This is a genomic window from Polaromonas potterensis (genome assembly GCF_033446725.1).
Lineage (GTDB): Bacteria > Pseudomonadota > Gammaproteobacteria > Burkholderiales > Burkholderiaceae_C > Polaromonas.
In genome coordinates this window covers 70,506-95,172 of record NZ_JAWQLX010000008.1, presented here as the reverse complement: position 1 = coordinate 95,172, position 24,667 = coordinate 70,506, and the positions used below count along the sequence as shown (strand labels likewise).

At 61.8% G+C, this 24,667-nt stretch carries 28 protein-coding genes; 8 read left to right on the top strand and 20 right to left on the bottom strand.

The genetic code is table 11. The annotated features are described in order from the left end of the window. Positions 1-3: 3 nt before the first annotated feature. Complete coding sequence (locus R6254_RS15175) at positions 4-2,037, bottom strand: AsmA family protein (protein ID WP_318408019.1); 2,034 nt, start codon at positions 2,035-2,037, stop codon at positions 4-6. 341 nt (positions 2,038-2,378) lie between these two features. On the opposite strand from R6254_RS15175, the gene R6254_RS15170 reads away from it, so the two are divergent. Beyond that, positions 2,379-2,768 (top strand): response regulator, encoded by a 390-nt coding sequence (locus tag R6254_RS15170; protein ID WP_318408017.1) that lies wholly within the window; start codon positions 2,379-2,381, stop codon positions 2,766-2,768. On the opposite strand, the gene R6254_RS15165 is transcribed toward R6254_RS15170, so the two are convergent. After that, complete coding sequence (locus R6254_RS15165; RefSeq protein WP_318408016.1) at positions 2,769-3,401, bottom strand: response regulator transcription factor; 633 nt, start codon at positions 3,399-3,401, stop codon at positions 2,769-2,771. It lies immediately after the preceding gene. A gap of 134 nt (positions 3,402-3,535) precedes the next feature. On the opposite strand from R6254_RS15165, the gene R6254_RS15160 reads away from it, so the two are divergent. From R6254_RS15160 to R6254_RS15145, 4 genes are all read left to right on the top strand, one after another. After that, positions 3,536-4,885: a sensor histidine kinase gene (locus tag R6254_RS15160; RefSeq protein ID WP_318408014.1), complete on the top strand. Its 1,350-nt coding sequence runs from the start codon at positions 3,536-3,538 to the stop codon at positions 4,883-4,885. A gap of 227 nt (positions 4,886-5,112) precedes the next feature. Next, positions 5,113-5,277 (top strand): DUF1328 domain-containing protein, encoded by a 165-nt coding sequence (locus R6254_RS15155; RefSeq protein ID WP_318408012.1) that lies wholly within the window; start codon positions 5,113-5,115, stop codon positions 5,275-5,277. 70 nt (positions 5,278-5,347) lie between these two features. Further along, a complete protein-coding gene (locus R6254_RS15150; RefSeq protein ID WP_318408011.1) occupies positions 5,348-5,716 on the top strand; it encodes an ElaB/YgaM/YqjD family protein in 369 nt (122 codons plus the stop codon). Between the two features lie 154 nt (positions 5,717-5,870). Then, on the top strand, positions 5,871-6,185 hold the full coding sequence (locus tag R6254_RS15145; protein WP_318408009.1) for a BON domain-containing protein: 315 nt from the start codon (positions 5,871-5,873) through the stop codon (positions 6,183-6,185). 197 nt (positions 6,186-6,382) lie between these two features. Here the strand turns inward: R6254_RS15145 and R6254_RS15140 are convergent, their stop codons facing one another. From R6254_RS15140 to R6254_RS15125, 4 genes are all read right to left on the bottom strand, one after another. After that, positions 6,383-6,871: a BON domain-containing protein gene (locus tag R6254_RS15140; protein WP_318408007.1), complete on the bottom strand. Its 489-nt coding sequence runs from the start codon at positions 6,869-6,871 to the stop codon at positions 6,383-6,385. A 39-nt stretch (positions 6,872-6,910) separates the two neighbouring features. Next, positions 6,911-7,108 (bottom strand): CsbD family protein, encoded by a 198-nt coding sequence (locus R6254_RS15135; RefSeq protein WP_318408005.1) that lies wholly within the window; start codon positions 7,106-7,108, stop codon positions 6,911-6,913. A gap of 146 nt (positions 7,109-7,254) precedes the next feature. After that, a complete protein-coding gene (locus R6254_RS15130) occupies positions 7,255-7,635 on the bottom strand; it encodes a thermonuclease family protein (RefSeq protein ID WP_318408004.1) in 381 nt (126 codons plus the stop codon). 109 nt (positions 7,636-7,744) lie between these two features. Beyond that, positions 7,745-8,272: a MarR family winged helix-turn-helix transcriptional regulator gene (locus R6254_RS15125; RefSeq protein WP_318408003.1), complete on the bottom strand. Its 528-nt coding sequence runs from the start codon at positions 8,270-8,272 to the stop codon at positions 7,745-7,747. A 114-nt stretch (positions 8,273-8,386) separates the two neighbouring features. Between R6254_RS15125 and R6254_RS15120 the strand changes: the two genes are divergently transcribed. Genes R6254_RS15120 through R6254_RS15110 form a run of 3 tightly spaced genes read left to right on the top strand, consistent with a single transcriptional unit; the run spans position 8,387 to position 11,679 of the window. Next, positions 8,387-9,346 carry a Bug family tripartite tricarboxylate transporter substrate binding protein gene (locus R6254_RS15120; protein ID WP_318408002.1) on the top strand — a complete coding sequence of 320 codons (960 nt, stop codon included), beginning with the start codon at positions 8,387-8,389 and terminating at the stop codon, positions 9,344-9,346. A 24-nt stretch (positions 9,347-9,370) separates the two neighbouring features. Then, positions 9,371-10,366 (top strand): Bug family tripartite tricarboxylate transporter substrate binding protein, encoded by a 996-nt coding sequence (locus tag R6254_RS15115; RefSeq protein WP_318408001.1) that lies wholly within the window; start codon positions 9,371-9,373, stop codon positions 10,364-10,366. After that, positions 10,366-11,679 carry a sulfatase family protein gene (locus tag R6254_RS15110; RefSeq protein ID WP_318407999.1) on the top strand — a complete coding sequence of 438 codons (1,314 nt, stop codon included), beginning with the start codon at positions 10,366-10,368 and terminating at the stop codon, positions 11,677-11,679. The genes R6254_RS15115 and R6254_RS15110 overlap by 1 nt, the downstream gene beginning before the upstream one ends. A 102-nt stretch (positions 11,680-11,781) precedes the next feature. Here R6254_RS15110 and R6254_RS15105 read toward each other — a convergent pair whose 3' ends face one another. From R6254_RS15105 to R6254_RS15040, 14 genes are all read right to left on the bottom strand, one after another. Next, positions 11,782-12,615 (bottom strand): DUF429 domain-containing protein, encoded by an 834-nt coding sequence (locus R6254_RS15105; protein ID WP_318407997.1) that lies wholly within the window; start codon positions 12,613-12,615, stop codon positions 11,782-11,784. A gap of 15 nt (positions 12,616-12,630) precedes the next feature. Continuing rightward, a complete protein-coding gene (locus R6254_RS15100) occupies positions 12,631-13,512 on the bottom strand; it encodes a DMT family transporter (RefSeq protein ID WP_318407996.1) in 882 nt (293 codons plus the stop codon). A gap of 141 nt (positions 13,513-13,653) precedes the next feature. Beyond that, positions 13,654-14,079, bottom strand: a complete 426-nt coding sequence (locus tag R6254_RS15095) for a BLUF domain-containing protein (RefSeq protein WP_318407995.1) — start codon at positions 14,077-14,079, stop codon at positions 13,654-13,656. A gap of 10 nt (positions 14,080-14,089) precedes the next feature. Then, positions 14,090-14,890 carry a GTP cyclohydrolase I gene (gene folE / locus R6254_RS15090; RefSeq protein WP_412103180.1) on the bottom strand — a complete coding sequence of 267 codons (801 nt, stop codon included), beginning with the start codon at positions 14,888-14,890 and terminating at the stop codon, positions 14,090-14,092. 137 nt (positions 14,891-15,027) lie between these two features. Beyond that, positions 15,028-15,489, bottom strand: a complete 462-nt coding sequence (gene nudB / locus R6254_RS15085; protein ID WP_318407994.1) for a dihydroneopterin triphosphate diphosphatase — start codon at positions 15,487-15,489, stop codon at positions 15,028-15,030. A 102-nt stretch (positions 15,490-15,591) separates the two neighbouring features. Then, a complete protein-coding gene (gene aspS / locus R6254_RS15080; protein ID WP_318407993.1) occupies positions 15,592-17,379 on the bottom strand; it encodes an aspartate--tRNA ligase in 1,788 nt (595 codons plus the stop codon). A gap of 60 nt (positions 17,380-17,439) precedes the next feature. Then, positions 17,440-18,060: a DUF502 domain-containing protein gene (locus tag R6254_RS15075; protein WP_318407991.1), complete on the bottom strand. Its 621-nt coding sequence runs from the start codon at positions 18,058-18,060 to the stop codon at positions 17,440-17,442. Further along, positions 18,060-18,413 carry an FmdB family zinc ribbon protein gene (locus tag R6254_RS15070; protein ID WP_318407989.1) on the bottom strand — a complete coding sequence of 118 codons (354 nt, stop codon included), beginning with the start codon at positions 18,411-18,413 and terminating at the stop codon, positions 18,060-18,062. The genes R6254_RS15075 and R6254_RS15070 overlap by 1 nt, the downstream gene beginning before the upstream one ends. A gap of 103 nt (positions 18,414-18,516) precedes the next feature. Further along, positions 18,517-19,962, bottom strand: coding sequence for a high affinity choline transporter 1 (locus tag R6254_RS15065; RefSeq protein WP_318407987.1), 1,446 nt, complete (start codon positions 19,960-19,962; stop codon positions 18,517-18,519). 58 nt (positions 19,963-20,020) lie between these two features. Continuing rightward, positions 20,021-21,574, bottom strand: coding sequence for a ubiquinone biosynthesis regulatory protein kinase UbiB (gene ubiB, locus R6254_RS15060; protein WP_318407985.1), 1,554 nt, complete (start codon positions 21,572-21,574; stop codon positions 20,021-20,023). Continuing rightward, the gene (locus tag R6254_RS15055; RefSeq protein WP_318407984.1) at positions 21,571-22,137 is read right to left on the bottom strand and encodes a hypothetical protein; all 567 of its coding nucleotides are present in this window, start codon (positions 22,135-22,137) and stop codon (positions 21,571-21,573) included. Before R6254_RS15055 ends, ubiB begins: the two co-directional genes overlap by 4 nt. A 162-nt stretch (positions 22,138-22,299) precedes the next feature. Beyond that, a complete protein-coding gene (locus R6254_RS15050) occupies positions 22,300-23,247 on the bottom strand; it encodes a Tim44 domain-containing protein (RefSeq protein WP_318407982.1) in 948 nt (315 codons plus the stop codon). 25 nt (positions 23,248-23,272) lie between these two features. Continuing rightward, entirely contained in the window at positions 23,273-24,004 is a 732-nt protein-coding gene (gene ubiE / locus R6254_RS15045; RefSeq protein ID WP_318407981.1) for a bifunctional demethylmenaquinone methyltransferase/2-methoxy-6-polyprenyl-1,4-benzoquinol methylase UbiE, read from the bottom strand. 159 nt (positions 24,005-24,163) lie between these two features. Continuing rightward, a complete protein-coding gene (locus R6254_RS15040) occupies positions 24,164-24,577 on the bottom strand; it encodes a gamma-butyrobetaine hydroxylase family protein (protein ID WP_318407980.1) in 414 nt (137 codons plus the stop codon). Positions 24,578-24,667: the final 90 nt, after the last annotated feature.

Here is a 24,667-nt window from a genome sequence, read left to right as displayed (position 1 = left end):
CGCTTATTTGACCGCTGCAGCGGCCGGGGCGGGTTTTTCAGGGGGTTTCACCGGACTGGCCATGGCCAGCACGCGTTCGCAATCAGCGTCTTTGCCGGGGCCGGTTTCCACCGTAGCCGCCAGAGCCAGCAGCGGATTGATGACACCCAGCAGCACCGCAATACCCGCCCGGCCTGCCAGCGCGGCCTTGTCCGGAAAAACCGACGGCGCGGCAAACGTGCCTGTGATTTTCAGGGGGGAGCGCAGACTCAGGATGCTGTGATCCTTGGGTTGCGGGTACAGCACCAAATCCAGCGTTTCATGGGCCAGGCTGATCTGGCCCTTGCCGTTGATCACGGTATCGGAAGTGTCCAGCAAAATCGCCCGGCTGCTCATCAGGCCCTGCTTCACGTCAAAAGCCGCAGCCGCACAACGCAAGCTGACGTTTCTGTCGCCCTCCACCAGGAATTTGATGATTTCACCGCCGTCCAGGCCCATGAATTCAAGAAGAATATTGCTGAGTTCGCCTTTGCCCATCAGCAACGCCACCGTGCCCGATGAGGAGCCCAGTACTTGCGCGATGGAGTTGCCGTGCCCTGTCAGGTCAATCCGGCCATTGAGTTTGCCCAGGCTACCTTCGGTGCGGGGGAAAAGCCGGTTGAGCTGCAAAGTACGGGCATCCAGCCTGGCCTGCACCACAACGGGCTTGGCATTGGCGTCAAGGCGGATCTGGCCCACCAGCCGGCCGCCCGCCACGCCCATGTCCAGCGGGTCCAATTGCAACACACCGTCTGTCAGACGGATGTGGGCATCGAGGCGCTCCAGCGGAAGCCCCTTGGCATTTTTGACCTCGTCCACTTTGTAGAGGACATCGGCATTCATGGTGTTGAGACGCGCCAGGTCCAGCGTCGCTGAGGGCAGCACTTTGCCGGCGGCCTGCACCTGTTTGGCGGCCGACGACGGCTGGCTCTTGGCGATGGTTTTGGTGGTCTTGCCCGATCGGTCGGACGGCACCCCCACCAGCGGACCCAGGTCCTCGAAATCCAGCGTCTTGGACTGGAGTTTGCCGGACAGCAGGGCGAGCCGTTCAGAACGGTCGTAAACCAGGTCACCGGAAAGATCCGACTGCCCCAGCCGCCCCAGAATGCCCGCCACCTTCCACACCGCCCCCTGCTTGGATAAATGCCCGCGCAGGGCATAGGGCGGCGTGTCCGGCAACACCACCCCCAGCAGGTTGTAGAGGTCCGCCCAGGTTTGGCCTTTCAGGTCAAAGTTGGCGTCCAGCCCGTCCAGCGCCGCCAGATTGCTTATGCTGCCCCTGGCCTGCAAGCTCGTACGCCCGGCACTGGCCTTGATTTCGACCGGAAAAGGATGCGCCTTGGTGTCGCTCAGCTGAAGCACGCTGCCGGTCCGCCCCTGGGCCAAAAAAGCCTCTTTTTTCCAGGTGCCGCGGGCCTTGTAGCTCAGCGGCATGTCCTGCGCTGGCGTGGTAGCGGCGCCTAACACGGCGTCGGCCGTACTTGCGATGACAAACTCGGCGTTGATGTCGGCGCCCTGTCCCTCCGCCAAGTAGCTGAGCCTGCCCTGGTCCACCAGCAGCAAATCAACCACGGGCACCGTGCCGGTGTCCGCCGTGTCCTTGCCCAAGGCCCAGGTGCGTCGCCCGTCGGCCTGCATTTGCAGGCCAAACACTGGCTGGCGCAAACTGACCCGTGGCAATTCCACTTGCCCGCGCAGCAGGGGCCAGAGCTTGATGTCGAACTCCGCTGCTTCAGCTTTAACCAAATACGGATCGCGCGCCCAGGCCGGGTTGGCAAACTCGATGCCGTCGGCCATCACCCGGGACGTCAGCCCAAGTTTGACATCGAGACGACGCGTGATCTCAAAGTGCCGCCCAGTCCGCTCACTGACATAACGGTTCACCGGTCCACGCAACCAGTCCCATGGAAAAAACAGCACGACCAACACCAGGACCAGCAAAAGTGCAGCAACACGTGCAGCCATCCAGCGCCACAAGGCGCGAGGTGCCCGGGGAGCGGTTTGTTGAGAAGGGTTCATACGTGGTGCATGCGATTCTTGTGGGGGAAAACAAACAGGCGCCGGCAAGGTGGTCGGCGTGGAAGCGTCAGGTTTTAAGGCGATGGCGGAAAAATCCGTGATTGATGCAGTTTCTGCCGTCAACGGCAGATAAACCATCGGTTACAGCCATGGCCGGCTGTCAGTGTGTGCCTACAAACATACTTGTAGGAGACGTCCTACGTTCAAGCCACCCTCGCCCTGTCAAAATCTGTTCGCCGTCGTAGATACATTAGTTAACAAGCGTATTTAACCAAGCAACAACCGTCACAACCGCTCCTAAAGCGGCTGAAGTCCGTATTCAGCCTTTCGATTGAAGATCAGTGGGACTCAAAACTTATATCGTCGAAGACAACGCCACGATCCGTGACAATCTCATAGCCACGCTTGAAGAACTTGCCAACATTGATGCAGTGGGCACGGCGGAAACGGAAAACGAGGCCAAGGCATGGCTCAAGGATAAAGACCATCCCTGGGATCTGGCCATCGTGGACCTGTTCCTGAAACAAGGCAGCGGCTTGGGCGTGCTGGAAGCCTGTCGCAACCGCCAAGCCCATCAAAAAGTGATTGTGTTGAGTAATTACGCGACGCTGGACATCCGCAAGCGCTGTGTCCAGCTCGGCGTGGACGCCGTGTTCGACAAATCCAATGAAATCGATGCGCTGATTGACTATTGCATTGCGCAATACAAGTTACTCGGCGCAGCCCATTGATCAGTCGATCAACTTGTTCTTCAGCGCGTAATACGTCAGATCGCTGTTGGACGAGAGGCTCATTTTCTCCATCACGCGGGTCCGATAGGTGCTGACCGTTTTCACGCTCAGGGACAAGGCTTTGGCGATGTCACCAGCGGTTTCACCTTTGGCCAGTTTCAGGAACACCTGAAACTCACGCTCGGAAAGTTGCTCATGGGGAGTTGCATCATTTTTACGATTCAGTTGCTGCGCCAGCAGTTCGGCCACAGCCGGCGTGATGTAACGTTTGCCCAGCGAAATCACGCGAATCGCATTGACGATCTCCATCGGCTCGCACTCTTTGTTCAGATAGCCGCTGGCGCCCTGGCGAATCAGGTTCACCGCGTAATGTTCTTCCGGGTAGCCGCTGAGAATCAGGATGCCAACGTCCGGGGCCTTGGCGCGAATCATGGCCAAGGCGTCAATGCCGCTCTGGCCGGGCATGGACAAGTCCATGACCAGGATGTCCAGCTCCACGTTGCGCACCAGGTCAATGGCTTCACGGCCACTGGCGGCTTCGCCCACCACGCGCAAATCGACCTGGTCGGAAAAGAACTGCTTGAGCCCCGAACGCACAATGGCGTGGTCATCAACAATGCCGATTTTGATCATTTCATTTCCTTGGTTCTAAGGCCGGCGCTGCCAAATGGCACGCAGCTTCAACGCAGCCCGGTGTTATCCCGGGCTTTTGTTTTCAATCGCGATTATTCACGAATAATCGATCATAAAACCGAGCGGAGATCATGATGCGATGGTTTGTAATACCCAAGATGGCGATCAGCCTGCCCCTGGCAGTGCTGGCGGCCGCCATTTTGATTTTCATCAATGAAGCCGGTTTTCGCCTCTCCACCCAGGCCGCCACCAGCATTGAAGAGGCGCAGGAGACGCGAGGCACCGTCAACAAGCTGCTGCAACACATGCTGGACGCCGAGACCGGTCAGCGGGGTTATCTGCTGACGGGCGACCCGAAGTACCTGGTGCCCTACGACGAGGCCACATCCGACCTCAACCAGACCCTGGACACCCTGCGCCGGCTTTACACCCCTTACCAGGAAGAACTGGCGGAATTCGGCACCTTGTCGCGCAATGTGTCACGCAAGCTGGCGGAAATGGACTTGAGCGTACGCATGCGCAAACAGGGCAACGAGGAAGCCTGGAAGTTTGTGCTGACCACCGACGTGGGCATGGAGCAGATGAATGCCATCCGCAGCCAGATCGTCAAACTGATCCAGTCCAGCGACCTCAAAATGCGCATGGCCCAGGCCCAAATTGCACGTTCGCTGCAACTCTCGCGCCTGGGCATCGCACTGATGGCCCTGGCCGGCTTGCTGGCGTTTTACATGTACCTGCGGCAAACCCGGGCTTTGCTGAATGCCGGCCGGCGCGAGCAGGCCTCTCTGCAGCGCGAGCGTGATCAGCTGGACAAGGAAGTGCGGGACCGCACCGCCACACTGGCCGAGCTGGCCACCCACTTGCAACAGGTGCGGGAAGACGAACGCGGCCACCTGGCCCGTGAACTGCACGATGAACTGGGCGCCTTGTTGACCGCGGCCAAACTCGACGTGGCCCGCATCAAGTCACGGCTGGGCGTGATTTCGCCCGAAGCCACCGAACGCCTGCAGCATCTGGTTGAAACACTCAACAGCGGCATCGCGCTGAAGCGCCGTATTGTGGAAGACTTGCGGCCGTCCTCGCTCTCGCACCTGGGCCTGGTCGCCTCGCTGGAGATCCTGACGCGCGAGTTCGAGGACCGCTCCGGCCTGAGCATCACCACCGATCTTGAAATGGTGGAGTTGGGCGGTTCGGCCCAACTCACGGTGTACCGGCTGGTGCAGGAGTCGCTGACCAACATGGGCAAATACGCCGAGGCCCAGCACGCGGAGGTCAGCCTGCATAACTTTGACAGCTACATCACGGTCGAGGTCAAGGATGATGGCAAGGGTTTCGACAGCACGCAGGTCCGGCCCACCAGCCACGGCCTGACCGGCATGAGACACCGGGTGGAAGCGGCCGGAGGCCGGCTGACGGTGACCTCCAGCCCCGGGCAGGGCGCGCGCATTTTTGCGGTCTTGCCCAAAAGCGCTTTGACGCCTTGAACTGAAGCCTGAAAACGGCAGCGACCCACCGCGCGGCAACACGCGTGAACACATGACGTCCCGCAGCCGACCACGGATCGGCACCGTCCTACACCGCGTCCCCACGCTGACCGACAAGGGCAACCGGCCCTCACCGATGAGCTGATGGATGACCGCCGCGTAACCTTGCGGCAGGTGTTTGAATTGCGAGCGCCGTAACCCGGGCCTCATCCCGCAAGGAGACTGACATGCTGCACTATTCCGTTGTGTTCCTGGTGATCGCCTTGATAGCCGCCGTGTTCGGCTTTGGCGGCATCGCTGCCGGCGCCGTCGAAATTGCCAAGATCCTGTTTGTGATTTTTGCGGTCATGGCTGTCGTCAGCTTTGTGGTCGGCCTGATGAAAAGAAACTGACACCCACCCTGCCACCGGCCCGCTGCGCCGCCGGCGGATCACCCCCGATTTACCCACAAAGGATGCTCCCATGAAACACACGAACCCCGACCTGCCATCGATCCCGCAAACCCTGTCTACCACGCGCCATCTGTCCGACCAGGTGCTCAACGGCGCCGAACATGCCGTGGACCAGGCGGAAAGCAAACTGCGCCAGTTGCGCGGCAGCGTGGACCCCATGGTCGACAAACTCGCGACCCAGGCCCAAAAGCTGGCACGCCAAAGCCTGGACATGGCGGCCGAGGCCAGCGAACGGGCACAACAGTCCATGCACCGTTATGCGAACGCCACCACACGTTACGTGGCCAATGAACCCGTCAAGTCCGTGCTGATTGCCGCGACCGTGGGTGCGGCTGTTGCGTGGCTGCTCTCGGCGGCGCGCCATCGCGATTCCCGTTGACCCGTCAAGACCCAACGGTCTTGGCCAGCCGAAGGCCAGCCACCCGGCGACCTTCGATATATCCCTTACGCAAACCGACCGGCGTGGTGCCGTCAGTCGGCCAGCTGTCCAACTCACCGCACCACCATAAATCCAGAAACCTCCAGGAGAAACCATGAAATACGCTCGCGCCATTGCATTCGCCGCCCTTGCCGGCATCACCATCATCAGCGCAGGTTGTGCCGTCGGGCGTGGCCAGGAGACGGCAGGTGCCTACATCGATGACGCCGCCATCACCACCGCCGTGAAGGCCAAGTTTGCGTCCGACAAGTCGGTTTCCGCCACTGCCATCAGCGTGGAAACCTTGAACGGCACGGTGCAGTTGTCCGGCTTTGCCAAATCGGCCACGGAAAAAGCCCAGGCGGAAACCCTGGCACGCGACACCAAGAACGTACGCGCCGTGCGTAACGACATCGTGGTTCGCCCTTGATCTAGCCAGCAGGTCGCCAAACCAGGCGGGCATCACTGCCAGCCTGCCCGCAGGGTCCGTCGTCATACACGACTGGCCCTGCTTTTTTATGCGCCGGACGTGTTGCTTGACGGGTTGGGCGCAGCGCACGACAGGCATAAAAAAACCACTGGGCGCTGCCCGGACAGGTAGCACCCAGTGGCGAGGGTAGGGGCGAATCAGCTGGCTTTGATGACCAACAGATTGTTGACCGAGGTCACACCCTTGACCTGTTTGGCGATGTCGGTCGCCCTGTCCTTGGCGGCCGCCGTGGGTGCCGGGCCATTCAGGGTCACGATGCCGTCCTTGGTGTCCACATTGATTTTGATGAGGCTCAGGTCCGGATCTTTCGCCAGGCTGGTGGAGACCGAGGCGGTAATGGCAATGTCGTCGATTTTTTCAGCCATCGCGCCAGCGGCCTTGCTCCCTGCCGCTTCGGCCTCCTTGGTCGCATTTTTCATGGCATTGCCGGCACTGTCCATGGACGCCGCAGCCTTGTCTTTGGCTGCCTTGGCGGCCTGCTCGGTTTTAGCCATGCCCGCATCGACGGTTTCGCCGACGGTTTTTCCGCTGTCCTGCTTGTTGCAGGCAGACAATGCCAACAACAAGGCCATGGAACAGGCCACGGTCAGGGCTGTTCGGCTGCTGGGGGTCAGAGGGGAATTCATAGATATCTCCTAAAAAGGGATGGAAAAACGTGCTGCGACTTAGATCTTGTTGATCATTTTTTTGACGGCGTCCTTGAGCTGCTCTTTGCTATCGCCGAAAGTCGCCTGGGTTTTGCCTTTGACCTGCTCGCCCAGGCCTTCCACGGCCAGCTTGTCGCTACCGGCGACACGCCCGGCCACCTCTTTGGCCTTGCCTATCGCCTGGTCCACGCGGCCCTTGACTTGATCTTTGTTCATGGCGTTTTTCCTTTGGCTTTGGATATGACAGCGGCTGGCCGACATGGCCGGCACCCTCTCAATATAGGCAGGCGGCTGACACCAGGCCGTCAGCCTGTGCGGAATTTCCTGTAGGACGGCAGGCCACGGGCGGCCGGCCCCGCACATCAGGCGTGGCAAGGCCCATGGCGCTGGCGAAACACCCGCGGTGACACAGCTGCGGGATCGGCAAACAGGCCGCGCCGTGCGGCTTGCGCCTGTACCTGCAGCGCCTGGTAGGGGCCGCCGTCCCGGCTGAAGGGAGCCGACCAGGCCTGGCCCCGGCCGACCATCCAGCCGGCAATGTCTTCGCCGCCCAAATAAAGGCTGGCCACGGTCCGGCCATAACTGTCACGACGGCGCGGCGACACCCCCACCGTGCGGCCCGACACATGGTGCGCCAGGGCGGCGCGTGCCGCGACACCACCGGCCTGGCAAATCTCGGGCGCGTCGATGCCATGAATCCGGATCTTGACCGGTTTGCCGCCTCGCGCGGGCGCCACCCACACCGTGTCGCCATCCGTGATATGAGTGACTTTTCCGGCCCAAGCCCAGACCGGACGGGCGCAAGCAGCTATCAGAACAATAGCAACAACAAGCCAGACCCTGGCCACGGCCTCAGCCCATCACCTGGCGCAGGCGGGCACCGCGGCGCCGGTCGGCCTTGGGCAACTCGGTGTGGACCAGCACCATGTGGTCGGCACGTTGCTGCAAGGCATCCAGCGTCTGGTCCAGCTGCTCGACCCCGGACCCGGGCAGTGCCGCCAGCAGGTCGCGGTTAATCTCCACCACCAGCGGGAACAAGGCCGCATACAACGCACGGCCTTCCGCCGTCAGGGCCAGCATGGCCTGGCGTCTGTCGCCGGGCCGGGTGTCGCGCTGCAGCAGTTTTTTGCCGACCAGCGAGGTGATGGCCTTGGAGGTACGCGCCCGGTCCAGTTGCGCACGTTCGGCCAGTTGCGAGGACAGCAGGCCTTCGTCCTGGGCCAGCAAAGCCAGGATGCGCCACTCGCGCCGTGTGATGCCAAAACGCCCTTCACACAGCCGTATCACCAGGCTGCCAGCCACACCCAGCAGGCGGCTGATGCGGTACAGCAACACATCGTCCAGCGCGGCGGGTTGGACTAGGCGACAAGGCGTGGACATCAGGGGTAAATACCAAGAATGATTGATTAGAACAATCAATTGTCCGGGGATTAGCATGGTGGTGCAAGCTGGCGCAAGCCGGGCTCAACCATCCATGGTCCCAAGGAGATGTTCATGCTGAAAACAATCAAGCACTGCCTGACAGTGGCCGTGGCCACCGCCGCCCTCTCGGTCCAGGCCCAGCCGCTGGACGGCCCGCTGCGCATCGTCGTCGGTTACGCACCGGGCGGCTCCAGCGACCGTGTCGCCCGCATCGTGGCCGACAAGCTGCAGGCCAAACTCGGTGTGCCGGTGCTGGTGGACAACAAAACCGGCGCCGGCGGCCGGCTCGCGGCGCAGCAGCTCAAGACCACACCCGCGAATCAGAACGTGTTGATGCTGGCCAACCCCGCCGTGATGGTGGTGGCGCCGCTGGTCTTCAAGGACAACGGTTACGACGCCGAACGCGACTTCGTGCCGGTCTCGCATGTCAACAACTACGAATTCGCAGTCGCGGTCGGCGCAGCGATTCCCGTGCGTGAGTTGTCGCACCTGCTGGCCTGGTTACGCGTCAACCCCGGCAAGGCCAACTTCGGCGTGCCGGCCACCGGCAGCCTGCCGCATTTCTTCGGTCTGATGGTGGGCCAGAAAGCCGGGGTGGATGCCCAGGTGGTGGGTTACCGCGGCTCGGCGCCGCTGCTGAACGACTTGATGGGCGGCCAGGTGGCCGTGGCTTTCGACACCTTTGACACCGTGTTGCCGCAACACGAAGGCGGCAAGATCCGTATCCTGGCGGTTTCCAGCGCCGAACGTTCGCCGCATGCACCCAACATCCCGACCTTCAAGGAAGCCGGCATAGACCTGGTGGCCACGGGCTGGAACACCTTCTTCGCCCCCAGCAGCATGCCCAAGGCCAAGGTCGAGATGTTGTCCAAAGCGATCCGCGAAGTCATGCAAGACCCTGACACCGTGCGCAAATTCAACGACGCCAAGATGACCGCCGTGGTCAGCACACAGGCCCAGACCCAGGCCATGCTCAAGGCCTTCCGTGCGCAATGGGCACCGGTGGTGCAGACCTCTGGTTACCAGCCCTGATCCTAGCCCCCTCCAGGAAATGCCATGAATATCCCTTCCCTGACTTTGCCTGCATCGCGCCGCCGCTTCACCGCGCTGGCTAGCCTGTGCCTGCTGGCCGTGTTTGCCGCGCCGGTCCAGGCGCAAGCGGTGTATCCCAACAAGCCGGTGAAGTTCATCAACAGCTTCCCGCCCGGCGGACCGTCGGACATCCTGGCGCGTTCGATCGCCGACGTCTTGCAAACCAGCTTGAAGCAGCCTTTTGTGGTCGACAACAAACCCGGCGCCAGCGGCAACATCGGGACCGACCTCGTGGCCAAAAGCCCGGCCGACGGCTACACCGTGCTGATAGGCATCGACACCACGTTCACGGTCAACCCGCACATCTACAAAACCATGCCCTTCAAGATCAGCGACTTCAAGCCGCTGATGGTCATGGCCTCGTCCGGCCTGCTGGTGGGCATGCACCCCGCCACTGGCGTCAAGACCATGAACGAACTGGTGGCCGCCGGCAAGACCCGGCTGCTGAACTTCAGCTCGGCCGGCAGCGGCAGCCCGGGCCACCTGGCCGTCGAGGTTTTCACCGAAGCCACCAAGGTCAAGCTCAACCACATTCCCTACAAAGGCAATACCCCGGCCGTGACCGCCATCCTGGCTGGCGAGGTGGACGGCGGCGTGTTGGCCACGCCCGGCATGTTGCCTTATGTGAAGGCCGGCAAGATCAACGCCCTGGCGGTCACCAGCCGCCAGCGCTCCAAACTTGCGCCCGAGTTACCCACCGTGGCCGAAGCCGGCCTGAAAGAGCTGGAGCAAGAGGTGTTGTACATCGCCATGGTGCCGGCGGCCACGCCGGACGCCGTGGTGCAAACCTTGCAGCGCAATTTTGCCGAGGCCCTGGCCCGGCCCGACATGCAGGCGCGTATGGCTGGCCTGGACTTGCACCACGAAGGTTTGACCGGCAGCGCCGCGAGCAAACGCCTGGCCGATTTGTCAGAGCGTTACAGCCGCACCATCCGCGCCACCGGCATGAAGGTTGAATAATGAAACGCCCCAACATCATTTTTATCGTCGCCGATGACCTCGGTTATGCCGACCTCGGTTGTTACGGCGGCCGGGCACCGGTGTCGCCGGTGCTCGACGGCCTGGCCGCGAACGGCCTGAAATTCACCCAGGGTTACGCCAACTCACCGGTCTGTTCGCCCACCCGTTTTGCGCTGATGACGGGCCGTTACCAGTACCGCCTGCGCGGCGGCGCCGACGAACCCATCAACAGCAAAAGCCGCGGCAGCACGGTGTTGGGCCTGCCGCCCGAACACCCCACCCTGCCTTCGCTGCTCAAGGACAGCGGCTACCGCACGGCGCTGATCGGCAAGTGGCATTTAGGTTACCCGCCCTCTTTCGGCCCGTTACGCTCCGGCTACGAGGAATTTTTTGGTCCCATGTCGGGCGGCGTGGACTACTTCAGCCATTGCGACTCGTCCGGCCGACATGACCTCTGGTTCGGCGAAGAAGAAAAACAGGAAGACGGCTACCTGACCGATCTGCTTTCCCAACGTGCGGTCGATTATGTGGAACGCATGGCGCCCGGCGCCCAGGACGGCACGCCCTTCTTCCTGAGCCTGCATTACACCGCGCCGCACTGGCCCTGGGAAACCCGCGACGACGCGGCGCTGGCGCCCCAGGTCAAGGACAACCTCTTCCACCTGAGCGGCGGCAACATCCACACCTACCGCCGCATGATCCACCACATGGACGAAGGCATAGGCCAGCTCATGCAGACGCTGGACAAACACGGCCTGATCGACAACACACTGGTGGTCTTCACCAGCGACAACGGCGGCGAACGTTTCTCCGACAACTGGCCGCTGGTAGGCGGCAAGATGGACCTGACCGAAGGCGGCATCCGTGTGCCCTGGATCGCGCACTGGCCGGCGCAGATCGCCCCGGGCGGCCTCAGCGAACAACATTGCATGACCATGGACTGGTCGGCCACCATGCTGGACGCGGCCGGTGTGAGCGCCGCCCCCGACTACCCACTGGACGGCATCTCGCTGCTGCCGGTGTTGCGCGAGGCTGGCCACCACTTTCCCCGGCCGCTGCACTGGCGCATGAACCACCGCGGCCAGCGTGCCCTGCGCGACGGCGACTGGAAATACCTGCAGGTCGATGGCAACGAGTACCTGTTCAACCTCCCGGCCGACGAACGTGAGCGCGCCAACCTGGCCCAACGCGAACCCGAACGCCTGCAGGCCATGCGTGCCGCCTGGCAAACCTGGGAGGCCAGCGTGCCGCCTATTCCCGCGGACGCCACGGTGAGCCTGGGTTATTCGGTCAAGGACATGCCGCAGCGTTAGCCGGCAGGCGCCGGGGCAGTCGCTACCTTATTGATAGCTTCTTGCGCATATGGAGTATGGGCTAGGGCCCTATTTGATCAATAAATGGCCGCATCCAGCCCCTCAGGCGCTGACAATCCAGCCTTCGAGCGGATCCACCGTCGCCGGCAAGCCGTAACAGGCAGCGCCCTGCTCCTGCTGGGCTTGCGCCCAGGCCGCCTGCATCAGGCACAAGACCGCATCCAGGCTGTCGCCGCTGGCGTCGTCTACCAAGGTGTCGCGCTGGGCGTGTGTCAGTTTCAGGCGCAAGGCCAGCCGGGTCTGGCCCATCTCCAGCGCGGTGATCAAGTCCTTGCGGGCGATCAGCCGCTCCGGTGTCTGCTTAGCCTTGTCGTCACTTTTGTAGGAACGCTGGCCCAACACTTCTCGCGCCAGCAGGCCGGGATAAGCTTCAAGCGCCACCCGCGAGTGGTCGCCATCCAGCAAGGCCGGCAAATGTACCCCGGCGGCCAGCAGGCGCGGCACACCGGCGTGCAGCATATAAGCCACCGGCGGGTTGACCCATTTCATGGACGGGCTGGCGCCGGCCGGTCCATCGGTGGCGCGGTGGGCAAACTTGCCACCGACGGGACGTGCATCGCAAAACGCCGCAAAGGTGTCCCGGATTTCGGCGCGACTCAAGCCCGCGTAATGCGCCATCAACGCCGGCCAGGCCTCGGGCCAGCCGAGCTGCGTCACCAGTTCGCGTGGCAGGCCAAAGGGAAAGTCAAAAGCCCCCAGCCAGGCGGCGGGCTGGCGCAGCCAGGCTTCAAAGCCGTCCAGCGATTCGATCCGCTCCAGTTTGGACAGCTGAACGCGCCCGTGTTTGCAGCTGCCGCTGGCCAGCACAATCGGTTTCCGGCGCGTAGGCGCACTGGAAAAATCGCAACCAATGAGCAAGGGCAACACCGCAGACATGGCGCGCGGGTCAGGTTAGCCCAGCGCCAGCGCCATCACACCGACCGCGATCAAGGCCGCGCCCAGCAGGCGCTGCAGGCGGTCGCCCTCGCCCAGCAAATGCCCACCTATCAGCGCCGCAAACAGCATGGACACTTCGCGCGCCGGCGCCACATGCGACAGCGGCGCCGTCTGCATCGCGTACAAGACCAGCACGTACGAAATCGGGCTGATGGTGCCGACCAGCAGCGCATATTTCCACTGCTGGCGCCACAGCCGCAGCGCCGCCGGCATGTCGCGCAAGGCCACGGGTGCCAGCAAGGCCAGGCGCACAAAATTGCCGAAGTAGTCGAGCAGGATGGGCGACATCAGCAAAAACTTCACGGCGTAACCATCGACCACGGTGTAACTGGCGATAAAGGCCCCGGTGAGCAGGCCGTAAATCATGCCCTTGTGTACACGGCGGCGCTGTTCCGGGTCGTGCGCGGCGCGCAGCAAGCCGGGGCCGCCGGCGATCAGAAACACACCACCGACCACACCGGCGATGCCGGCCAGGCCCATCGCAGAAATCTGTTCGCCCAGCAGCATGATGGCCACCATCGAGGACAACAAGGGACCGGAGCCGCGGGCCAGCGGGTAGACCACGGTCAGGTCGGCCTTGCGGTAGCCGCGCAGCAAGACCACGTAATACAACACATGCAAAACGCCGCTGACAGCGATAAACATCCATTCGCGCCAGCCCCAGCCGGGCACCACGCCCCAGGCGGCCCAGAGGCCGACCGGCGCCCAGACCAGCATCAGGATCAGGCTGGTGAACAAGGCGAAACGCGCGTCGCCGCCGGCTTTTTTGGCGGCGATGTTCCAGCTGGCGTGAATCAGGCCGGCGAGGATGACGAGGGCAAGAGCGGAAAGCGGCACCGGTTAAACCGATACGCTGAGGCGGCAGTGCAACATGAGCTTCTCCTTACCAGCCGGGGCCGCGGGTCCGGCTTTGCCGGCCCGCAGGCGCAGCGCCCCCTTGGGGGGGCAGCGACCCGCGCAGCGGCGGAGCGTGGGGGCTCAAGCTCTTCCGCAGATGGCGGCGTTGGCCATCAGGTCTTCCAGCAGGGCCAGCGACATCTTGCCCGAGACCGCATAAGGGTCTAACTCGGGCTTTTCGGAGTATTTCAGCAGGATGGCCGTGTTGACCTTGGCGGCGTTGACCTGGCCCATGGACCAGCCGCCAAAATGGCGCTCGCTGATTTCTTCGTAATGCAGCAAGACCACGTCGGTGTGGCGCGGGTCTTTCTGGATATGGCCAAACAGCTCGCTGACCTGCTCGCGCCCGCCTTCCAGGGCCTGCAGGAAAACGCCGCCGCCGTAACACAGGATGCCGGTGATGCCGCAGGCCGGGTTGTGGCTGCGCGACTGCGCCAGGATGGCGTCGGTGACATCGCTGGAGCCCGGTTGGGCCGAGCGGCTGGCGTAGAGAAGGCGTACCAACATCGTGAAGTCCTCAGTTGTTGTTCTTTTTCGGGATCAGCGACAAAAACTCGCGGCGCAGATTCGGGTCCTTGAGGAAGACACCACGCATCACGGAGTTGATCATTTTGCTGTCCAGGTCTTTCACACCGCGCCAGCCCATGCAGTAGTGGCTGGCCTCCATGACAATCGCCAGGCCGTCGGGCCGGGTTTTGTCCTGGATCAGGTCGGCCAGTTGCACCACGGCTTCTTCCTGGATTTGCGGCCGGCCCATGATCCACTCGGCCAGGCGTGCGTATTTGGACAGGCCGATGACGTTGGTGTGTTCGTTGGGCATCACACCGATCCAGAGCTGGCCGATGACCGGGCAGAAATGGTGCGAGCAGGCGCTGCGCACGGTGATGGGGCCGACGATGATCAGCTCGTTCAGGTGTTCGGCGTTGGGAAACTCGGTGATGGTGGGGCCGGCCACATAACGGCCCCTGAAGACCTCGTTGAGGTACATCTTGGCGACGCGGCGCGCGGTGTTCTGGGTGTTGTGGTCGCCCTCGGTGTCGATCACCAGGCTGTCCAGCACGCCCTGCATCTTGACCTCGACCTCGTCGAGCAGTTTTTCCAGATCGCCCGGTTCGATGAACTCGGCAATGTTGTCGTTGGCGTTGAAGCGTTTTTTGGCGGCGGCCAGGCGTTCACGAATCTTGACGGAAACCGGTGTGCCTTCGTCGCTGGCATCCAGACACGACACCAATCCTGTGCCTGCGGCGGGCGACGAGGGAGGGACAGCGACCAGCGTGGCCGCCAGCTCAGATTCGGGCGAGTTGGATTTCATAAGCATGCTCAGATGTTACCAGCCCGACCGGAAACAGTCATGCCCGACGTTTACAAGGGTTTTAAGCCCCTAGCCCTTTAAGGACGGGCGCAAGCAGCTATAAATTCAGGAGCAATTCAGAGCACCCCGGATACCAGCGGAATTTAGCCCGTACCCGCGGCGCCCACAACTTTCGGCAGCAGCAACACGGCTTCGGCATTCGAGGGGGAATAACACTGGTCGGCGGCCGCCAGATAAGGCAGCCACTGGTAGGCGCTGTGTTCGCGCGTACTGAGGGTGACCGCCGTGGCGGCCGGCACACACAGGCTGAATACATGTTCGGTGTTGCGCATCACGCCGGGGGCGTAGCGCTGCCGCCAGGCCGGGTAAATTTCGTAAACATTGGACAGCGCCCAGTCTTGCAGGTCTTGCGGCCGGGCGCGCAGGCCAGTTTCTTCCCACACCTCGCGCACGGCCGTGTGCAACAAGGGCTCGTCCAGCGCATCTTTGGAGCCGGTCACGCTTTGCCAGAAACCCGGGTGGTCGGCACGTTCGATCAGCAAGACCTCCAGCGCCGGGGTGTGAATCACCACCAGCACGGACTCGGGGATTTTGAAGGCCGTCATGGCCGCACGCGAACGACGTCGCGCCAAAGAAAAACCGCCCCGACGGGCAGCGCCGTGGAGCGGTTGTTCATGTCGGCCATGTGGATGGCGTCAGCGGTGGTGTCAGACCGGCTGCGGGTTGCGCAGGCGAATGTGCAGTTCGCGCAATTGTTTTTCGTCGACCGGACTCGGTGCATGGGTCAACAGACATTGCGCACGCTGGGTCTTGGGGAAAGCAATCACGTCACGGATGGACTCGGCGCCCGTCATCATGGTCACGATGCGGTCCAGGCCAAAGGCCAGGCCGCCGTGGGGTGGCGCGCCGTATTGCAGGGCATCCAGCAGGAAGCCGAACTTCTCTTGCGCTTCCTCGGGGCTGATTTTCAGGGCGTTGAAAACCTTGCTCTGCACATCGGCCTGATGGATACGGACCGAACCGCCGCCCAGTTCCCAACCGTTGAGCACCATGTCGTAGGCTTTGGAAATGCAACGTCCGGGATCGGTGTCCATCCAGTCTTCATGACCGTCCTTGGGCGCAGTGAACGGATGGTGCACCGCGCTCCAGCGATTGTTTTCCTCGTCGTGTTCAAACATCGGGAAGTCCACCACCCACAGCGGTTTCCAGCCGACCGTGAACAGGCCGGATTTTTTGCCGAAGGCGCTGAGGCCGATTTTCAGGCGCAAGGCACCGATGCTGTCGTTGACCACCTTGGACTTGTCGGCCCCGAAGAAAATGATGTCGCCGTTGGCCGCGCCCGTGCGCTGCAGGATTTCGGCAATCGCGGCGTCGTGCAGGTTTTTGACGATGGGGCTTTGCAGGCCTTCGCGGCCTTTGCTCACGTCGTTGACCTTGATCCAGGCCAGGCCCTTGGCGCCGTAAATTTTGACAAACTCGGTGTAACCGTCGATCTCGCCACGGCTCATCTCGGAGCCGCCGGGCACACGCAGGGCCACCACACGGCCGCCCGGCGTGGTCGCCGGAGTGCTGAAGACCTTGAAGTCCACATCGGCCATCACACCCGTCAGTTCCGTGAATTCAAGATTGATACGCAGATCCGGCTTGTCGGAGCCAAAACGGAACATGGCATCGGCATAGGTCATGACCGGGAATTCGCCCAGGTCGGTGGCCAGCACGGTCTTGAAGATGTTGCTGATCATGCCCTGGAACATGTCACGGATGTCTTGCTCGCCCATGAAGGACGTCTCGATATCAATCTGCGTGAATTCGGGCTGGCGGTCGGCACGCAAGTCTTCGTCGCGGAAACACTTGGTGATCTGGTAATAACGATCGAAGCCGGCCACCATCAACAACTGCTTGAACAGCTGCGGGCTTTGCGGCAGCGCAAAAAACTGGCCTTCGTTGACGCGGCTGGGCACCAGGTAGTCACGCGCACCTTCGGGCGTGCTCTTGGTGAGCATGGGGGTTTCGATGTCGATGAACCCATTGGCGTCGAGGAACTTGCGGGTTTCCATGGCCACGCGGTAACGCAGCATCAGGTTGTTCTGCATGTAAGGACGGCGCAGGTCCAGCACGCGGTGGGTCAGGCGTGTGGTCTCGGACAGGTTGTCGTCGTCGAGCTGGAACGGCGGTGTCACACTGGGGTTGAGCACAATCAGCTCGTGGCACAAGACCTCGATCTTGCCGCTTTTCAGCGCGTCGTTGACCGTGCCCTCGGGACGTGCACGCACCAGGCCCTTGATCTGCACGCAAAACTCATTACGCACACCTTCGGCCGTCTTGAACATGTCGGCGCGGTCCGGGTCACACACCACCTGCACATAACCTTCGCGGTCGCGCAGGTCGATAAAAATCACGCCGCCGTGGTCACGCCGGCGATTGACCCAGCCGCACAGGCTGACGGTTTGACCCATCAGGCTCTCGGTCACCAGGCCGCAATAGTGGGAACGCATTTGGGAAGTCATAGATAGGTCGCTTGTACTTGTGAGCGCTCGCGCGCTGCGGAGGAGAAATTATTTCGGTTTGTAGTTGGCGGCGCTGCCAGGCACCACCACACCCATGGAGATCACGTAGGTCAGGGCTTCGTCCACACTCATCTGGAGCTCGATGCAGTCGGCTTTTCGGAGCATAACGAAATAGCCGCCGGTCGGGTTGGGGGTGGTCGGGACATAAATGCTCAGGTAATCATCCGGCAGGTGGTTGGCGACGTCGCCGCCCGGCATGCCGGTCTGAAAAGCAATGGTCCAGACCCCTTCACGCGGCCATTGCACCAGCAGCGCCTTGCGAAACGCATTGCCGTTTTCGGAGAACAAGGTGTCGGACACCTGTTTGACGCTGGAATAAATCGACCGGACGATGGGAATACGACTCAACAGCGCATCCCACCAGCGCACCAGCTTTTTACCCAGGAAATTGCTGGCGATGGCGCCAATCGACAAGACGATGGCCAGGGCCAGCAACACGCCGAAACCCGGAATATGCACACCCAGCAATTTGTCCGGGTGCCAGCCGACCGGCAGGATTTGCAAGGTCTGGTCCAGCGTGCCTATGACCCAGTTCAGCAGCCAGACGGTGACCGCCAGCGGCACCAGAACCAGCAGCCCGGCCAGCAGCCATCGACGGATGGCGGCCATCAGCTCGCCTTGCTAGAGGCGGTGGAGCCGCTCGCCGGTGGAGTGCTCGCAGCGGCCGCCGGAGCCGGGGCGGCTGTTGTTGGGGCCGTGGACGCCGCCGGCTTGGCATCCGCCGTGCTGGCCGCCGGAGCGTCCGAACCACTCACGGGCGGAACCGCCGTGGCACCGCCACCGCCGCGGAAGTCGGTCACATACCAGCCCGAACCCTTGAGCTGGAAACCAGCTGCAGTCAGCTGCTTTTTGAAGGCGGGTGCACCGCACTGGGGGCAGTCCGTCAGGGGCGCATCGGACATTTTTTGCAAAACGTCCTTGGAATGCCCGCAGGACTCGCATTTGTAAGCGTAGATTGGCATGGTGGTAGAGGTTTGGTCGCGGCTGTTTGACCCCACGGGACCCGCAGGATGCAAAACCCTCAATTATAGGCGCTAGGCCACTACCACCATGGTAGCGAGGAGATCAGCCTTCGGTGGACAACCGGCGGTGCAAGCCACGGTTGTTTTCAATGGTTTGCGGGGTCAGCGAGCCCACCAGCATGCCCAGGGTCGCGGCCAGCACGCCGGCCAGCTGGGCCGGAAACTGCTCGCCCAGCGTCGAAAACGTGAACAGCAGCCAGACGCCAATGCCACACACCACGGAAAAAATCGCGCCCTGGGTGCTGGCTTTTTTCCAGTACAGGCCGGCCACCAGCGGCACAAACGCCCCCACCAGAGGCACTTGGTAGGCGCCCGACACCATCTCGTAAATCGAGGTGCCCTGCATCGCGATGGCATACGTGACCACCAGGCAACTGAACACCAGCACCGTGGCCCGCATCAGTTTGAGTTCGTGTTTGTCGCTCATGCGTGGTTTGAACTGGCGCCAGATGTTCTCGACAAACGTCACGCTGGGCGCCAGCAGGGTCGCCGACGCGGTGGATTTGATGGCCGACAACAAGGCACCAAAAAACAGCACCTGCATCACAAAAGGCATCTTTTCCAGCACCAGGGTCGGCAGGATTTTTTGCGGATCGTCCTTGAGCAAGAGGGCCGTCTGCTCCGGCATGATGATCAGGGCGCTGGCCACCAAAAACATGGGCACAAAGGCAAACAGGATGTAGCAAACACCGCCTATGACCGGCCCCTTGGTCGCAGCGCTGTGGCTGTTGGCGGACATCACACGCTGGAAAACGTCTTGCTGCGGGATCGAGCCGAACATCATGGTGATGGCCGCGGCAAAGAAAAACACCATGTCCTTGAACTGGGGTTCGGGCCAGAAGCGGAACAGGTCCTGACTGGTGGCCAGGGCGATGACCTTGTCGGCACCGCCGGCCTGGTTGCCCGCAAACACGGCCAGCACGGCCAGGCCCACCACCAGCACAATCATCTGGATGAAATCGGTCACCGCCACCGACCACATGCCGCCAAACAGCGTATAGGCCAGCACCGAGGCCGTGCCTATCAACATGCCGGCCGTGGGGCTGATGGCGCCGCCCGACAGAAGGTTGAACACCAGCCCCAGCGCGGCGACCTGGGCCGCCACCCAGCCGAGGTAGCTGACCATGATGATGACGGAACAAGCCACCTCGATGATGCGGCCATAACGCTCGCGGTAATAGTCGCTGATGGTCAGCAAAGACATCTTGTAGAGCTTGCCGGCGAAAAACAGGCCCACCAGAATCAGACAGGTACCGGCGCCAAAAGGGTCTTCCACCACGCCGTTCAGGCCGTGGCTGACAAACTTGGCCGGGATGCCCAGCACGGTTTCGGAGCCAAACCAGGTGGCGAAAGTCGTGGTCACAATCATGACCAGCGGCAGCTTGCGCCCGGCCACGGCATAGTCGGCCGTGTTTTTAACGCGCCTGGCCGCGTACAGGCCAATGATGATGGTGATCAGTAGATAGACGAAAACCAGGGTTAAAAGCAAAGCGGCCTCCTCAAGACTGCGTGATTATCCCCACATTTTCAGCCCCACCTTTCCGGCCTCAAAAAAGCCGGATACGCAGCACCAGTTGCATGGCGAGCAGGCCCAGGGCAAAGCCCAGGCCGCCGTAGATCAGGCTTTGCAGCAGCTTGTTGGTGCGCCTTTGTTCCTGCAGCAAGTCCTGGAGATCCCGGTGGTTGCCGCCGGTCTGGCCTTTCAGGTATTGCTGCAGCAGGCGCGGCAACATGGGCAAGAGCTTGGCGTAGGTCGGTGCTTCGGCCTTGAGCTGCTCCAGCAATTTTTCGGGGCCAACCTGCTCCAGCATCCAGGTCTCGAGGAAAGGTTTGGCGGTGCTCCACAGGTCGAGCTCGGGATCCAACTCGCGGCCCAGGCCTTCGATGTTGAGCAGGGTTTTTTGCAGCAACACCAGTTGCGGCTGAATCTCCACCTGGAAACGCCGCGAGGTCTGGAACAGACGCATCAACACCATGCCGAGGGATATCTCCTTGAGCGGCCGGTCAAAGTAGGGTTCGCAACAGGCGCGTATCGCGGCTTCGAGTTCGTCCACACGTGTGCTGGGCGGCACCCAGCCGGACTCCAGGTGCAGCTCGGCCACACGTTTGTAGTCGCGCTGAAAAAACGCGCTGAAGTTCTGCGCCAGGTACTCTTTGTCGACCTCGGTGAGCGTGCCCACAATGCCGAAGTCCAGCGAGATGTAGCGCCCGAAAGTGGCCGGGTCCAGGCTGACCTGGATATTGCCGGGGTGCATGTCGGCATGAAAAAAACCATCGCGAAACACCTGCGTGAAAAAGATGGTGACACCATCACGCGCCAGCTTTTTCATGTCCACGCCGGCATCGCGCAAGCGCTCGGCCTGGCCTATGGGCACGCCGTACATACGTTCCATCACCATGACGTCGGGCATGCAGAAGTCCCAGATCATCTCCGGGATCAGCACCAGGTTAAGCTGGTGCATATTGCGGCGCAGCTGGGCCGCGTTGGCAGCCTCGCGCAACAAATCCAGCTCGTCATGCAGGTATTTGTCAAACTCGGCCACCACCTCGCGCGGCTTGAGGCGTTTGCCGTCGGCCGACATGCCTTCGATCCAGCCGGCCATCATGCGCATCAAGGCCAGGTCTTTTTCAATCGCCGGCAACATGTTGGGACGCAAGACCTTGACCGCCACCTCGCGGCCATTGGGCAAGGTCGCAAAATGCACCTGCGCAATCGAGGCACTGGCCACGGGCTCACGCTCAAAGGTCGCGAAGATCTGGTCTATCCGCCGGCCAAAGGCTTTTTCAATGATGGCAATCGCCACGGCCGAATCAAACGGCGGCACCCGGTCCTGCAGCTTGGCCAGCTCGTTGGAAATATCAGGCGGCAGCAGGTCGCGGCGGGTCGACATGACCTGGCCGAACTTGACAAAAATCGGCCCCAGGCTTTCCAGCGCTTCGCGCAAACGCTCGCCACGCGGCGCCTTGAGGTTGCGGCCCATGGACACCACGCGCGTCAGCCGCCGTATCCAGGGCTTCTCGAAACTCGACAGCACCAGCTCGTCAAGGCCGAAACGCAACACCGTCCAGACGATAAAAACACCCCTGAAGAGGCGGCTCATGAAGCAGCCTTTGGCGGCTCCGGGGGTGCCGAGGCCGACACCGATGTGGACGACGATGGCGCCTGGGCCAGAAACTGGCGCAGACCGGCCAGCGCCTGGCGTGCCAGATTGGACAGTGTGTGGGCCGGCACGTCGCCGATTAGACGCGACAGGTCTTCTTCCACATCCCAGCGCAGGTTGTCGGCCAGCCAGGCAACTTCGGCGGCCAGTTGTACATCCCCTTCGATCTTGACGGGCGGCGCCTTGCCGGCCAGCACCGACTGCACCACCACCGCAGGGGACTCCGCCACCACGGCCAGCAACAGGTCCGGCTTGGAGGTCGATGGTGCGCGGTCCACCAGCCCGGCGGGCGTGATCAACAGGTCCAGCGCAAACACGCCCCAACGCACATGGATCACACTGCCTTTTTTGCGCAAGAGACGGTTTTGCGCCTCTTTCTCCTGTATCAACACATGGTTCAGGAACAGGACGAGTTTTTGCTGGCCCTCATCCACCACCCAGGCGGGCGGTTGAAAACGGGAGGCCAGGGATTGCAGAAAAGAAAAAGGGGACGTGTTATTCATACGTCCCCGATTTTGCAGCAGATTGAAGAAATCCCTCCATCGCGCGAGCGATTGGAGGGACTTTAAAGATCAGTCAGGGCCGCGGGACTGGCTTCGCCAGACCGCAGGCGCAGCGTCCCCTCGGGGGGCAGGAAGCTACACGCAGTGAGCGACCGTGGGGGCTTACTGCAATGCCTGAACGCCAGCGACAAGCCAGCCGCCGCCGCTGCGGGGTTTGGTCATGTTCCAGACTTCACGGAACGGGCTGGCGCCAGCCGACGCGTCTTCGCGGATCATGCCGGAGAACTCCACGCTGGCCATGTAGACATCGCTGAGTTCTTCAATACCCAAGAGCTTGGCATCCAGCATGACCACATCGGTCTTGTTGGCCGTGCCACCGGTGTGTGATTCGCGATCAGCCAACTGGGCCTTGATCTGGGCCAGCATGTCGTCGGTCATCATGGCGCGCAGGCTGGTGACGTCCGAACGGTCCCAGGCGTCTTGCAGGGTCACAAAGTTGGCCTTGCAAGCTTTCAAAAAGCCTTCTGCATCAAAGCCGGCAGGCACACCCCAGGACTGCGAACCGATCAGCGAGGAGCCGATCACCGAAGCGCCGGACGCCGGCGTGTTGGCTTCAAAGGCCGTGGTGTTGCGCTCCCAAGGCCGGGCCGAGGCGTCATTGCCGACGTTGCCAGGGTTGTAGTCACGCGGCGTGCTGGCATTGCCTGCTCCCTGGAAGGCATAAGGCGCCGAACCCTGGCCCTGCCCGTTGCCGGCCTTGAGCCTGCGCATCACAAAACCAATCACCACCATCACCACCAGGGCCAGCAAGGCAAACATGATGATCTGACCAAAGGCACCGCCCAGGCCGAGTGACGAAGCCAGCCAGGCCAGGCCCAGACCAGCAGCCAAGCCGCCCAACATCGCACCCCAAGGTTTTTTAGGCGCCGCGGCTGCAGCACCGGCATTGGCCGGTGCCTGCGCAGGCGGCGTTGCCTGGCGCTGCGTGACATTGGACGATTGCCGCCCCACCGAGCCGCCGCCGCCCATGCGTTTGGCTTCCGCAGGCGCATAGGCCAAGAGCATGGTAGCGGACAATACAGCCGCCAAAATCGCAGACCAAAGTTTCATAACGTCTCCTCTAATTAAACAGAACTCAACACTTGATTCCAACATGCAATGCCACCACGCCGCCGGTGAGGTTGTGATAGTCCACATGACCAAAACCACCTTTGTGCATCAGGGCTTTTAATTCTTCCTGTCCCGGATGCATGCGAATGGACTCCGCCAGGTAGCGGTAACTGGAGTCGTCATTCGCCACCAGTTTGCCCAAGGTGGGCAAGATCTTGAAGGAATACCAGTCGTAGGCTTTTTCCAGCGGCTTGGCAATTTTGGAAAACTCCAGCACCAGCAGCTTGCCGCCGGGCTTGAGCACACGGTTCATTTCCTGCAGGGCATTGTCCTTGTGCGTCATGTTGCGCAAACCAAAGGCCACGGTCACCAGGTCAAAACTGGCGTCGGGGAAGGGCAGATGTTCGGCATCACAAACAGTGGTCGGCAAAACCTTGCCGGCATCCAGCAAGCGGTCGCGGCCTTCGCGCAACATGGCTTCGTTGATATCCGTATGCACCACACAACCGCTGGCGCCCACCTTGGACGAAAAAGCCAGTGCCAGGTCGCCGGTGCCGCCGGCGATGTCCAGAACACGCTGGCCTTCCTTGACGTCGGCCACCATCACCGTGTAGGCCTTCCAGACGCGGTGCAGGCCCATGGACATCAGGTCGTTCATCACGTCGTACTTGGACGCGACCGAATCAAACACGCCGCGCACGCGGCCCGCTTTTTCCTTTTCGTCAACAGACTCAAATCCAAAATGGGTACTTGTCATAAGCCAATGCTAGAGGCGAAAACCGCCAATTCAAGAGACAACCCTGCCCTCACCTAGGACATTGCCCCTGATTTATGTTGAAAAACAACACCGTCGCCCGTTGCCAGGGTGCGGCAAGCTAGCAATTTGATAGCGAACCGGGGACGGTGCCAACGAATCTCAGTGGCTGCTGCAGGCGTGGCCGCCGGCCGCCACCATGGGTGCATCACGCAACATGCCGGCCGCCTCCAGGCGCTGCAGGTAGTCGGCCCACAAACGCGGCTGCTCGGCGCCCAGGAAATACAGGTAGTCCCAGGAAAAAATGCCGCTTTCGTGGCCGTCGGAAAAAACCGGCTTGACCGCATAGTTGCCGATCGGCTCCAGTTCAACGATGTTGACCTCGCGTTTGCCGGTCTGCAGCACTTCCTGGCCGGGGCCGTGGCCCTGGACTTCGGCCGAGGGGGAATACACCCGCATCAGCTCAAACGGAATGTTGAACTGCGCACCGTCGGAAAAGGCAATTTCCAGCACCCGCGACTGGGTGTGCACCGTCAATGCGGTGGGGGTCGGTGTCCCCGGCTGAAGACCTGCCATGGTGGTGAATCGCTTCTTTGAAAATTAATAAAACGCGGCCAGGGCCAGTTTGCCCTGCTTTGGCTGATTTGCAAAACCCATGTTGGCCGT